Source organism: Streptomyces silaceus (assembly GCF_001419745.1).
GTDB lineage: Bacteria > Actinomycetota > Actinomycetes > Streptomycetales > Streptomycetaceae > Streptomyces > Streptomyces silaceus.
In genome coordinates, this window is the sequence record NZ_LIRJ01000576.1 from 1 (window position 1) to 1,298 (window position 1,298).

At 75.7% G+C, this 1,298-nt stretch carries 1 protein-coding gene; it reads right to left on the reverse strand.

Annotated features, from left to right (window positions below; all coding sequences use genetic code 11):
* The coding region (locus tag AOK22_RS36960; protein WP_055703041.1) for an FGGY family carbohydrate kinase at positions 1-1,298 on the reverse strand (1,298 nt) is incomplete at both ends.

Consider the following 1,298-nt stretch of genomic DNA (forward strand, 5'->3'; position numbering starts at 1 on the left):
CGCGCCGCGCGGCGCGTTCGTCGGGGTCGGTGGCGGGCGTGAAGATCCGGCCGCGGGGCTGGGCCTCGACGACCTCGTCGAGCGAGGACCACAGGCCCTGGGTGACACCGGCGAGGTAGGCGGTGCCGCGCAGGCTGGCGGTGGCGGAGTCCGTGACCCGCTCCAGGGGCAGGCCGGTGAGGTCGGCCTGGGTCTGCATGAGGGGGTCGCTGCCGGACACTCCCCCGCCGAGCCTGAGCCGGGTGAAGGGGGTGCCCATGGTGTCGGCGACGCCGTCGATCAGGTCGCAGACCGAATGCGCGATGCCGTCGAGGACGGCGTGCGCCACGTCGGCGCGGGTGGTGGCGAGGGTGAGGCCGGTGAGGGCGGCGGTGGCCTCCGGGTGCCATACGGGGGTGCGTACGCCGGCGAGTGCCGGCACGAACCACGGGGTGCGGCCGGGTCGGTGGCCGACCTGCCCGGCCAGTTCCGTCAGTTCCTGCGGCGAGGCGAACAGGCCGAGGTCGTCGCAGAGCCAGCGCAGCGCGGAGCCCGCCGTGGAGGTGTACGCCTCCAGGCTGTAGTGCGTGGTGGTGCCCTGCCGGAACGCGGGCTGGGCGACGACCCCGGAGATGTCGGGCCGGGGCAGGGCGGCGCGCGGGCCGGTCGCGGCGTCCACGAAGGCGCCGGTCCCGTACATGCACATGCCCTGTCCCGCGTCGAGGCCGCCGAGCGCGAGGAGCGCCGCGTGCTGGTCGCCCATGGACGCGGCCAGCGGGACGGAGATGCCGAGGGCGGCCGGGGCGGTCGGGCCGAACCCGGCGTCGTCGGAGCGGAGTTCGGGCAGCAGCTCGACGGGGAATCCGAGGCGGGCGATCCACTCCTCGTCCCAGGCGTGCTCGGTGAGGAGGTAACCGCCGGTGGAGGCCGCGTTGGTGGGGGTGGTGGCGTGCACGGCCCCGCCGGTCAGGCGCCAGATCAGCCAGGTGTCGACGGTGCCGAAGAGCAGCCTTCCCTCGCGGTGCGCCGCCGCCACGTCCGGGTGCTCGGCGATCTGCCGGGCCGCCCAGAGGAAGGGGGCGCGCGACCCGACCGGCCGGCCCTGACGGGCCAGCAGCGGGGCGTCCCATGCGGCTTCGTACGCGACGAGGTCGTGCGCGTACCGGCGGTCCTGCCACACGACGGCGGGCAGCAGGGGGTGTCCGGTGACGCGGTCCCACAGCAGGGCGGTGGCGCGCTGGGTCGACAGGGCCACGGAGGTGATCTCGATGCCCTCCCGGCAGGCCTGTCCGACGGCGTGCCGGGCGACGTCGAGGGTG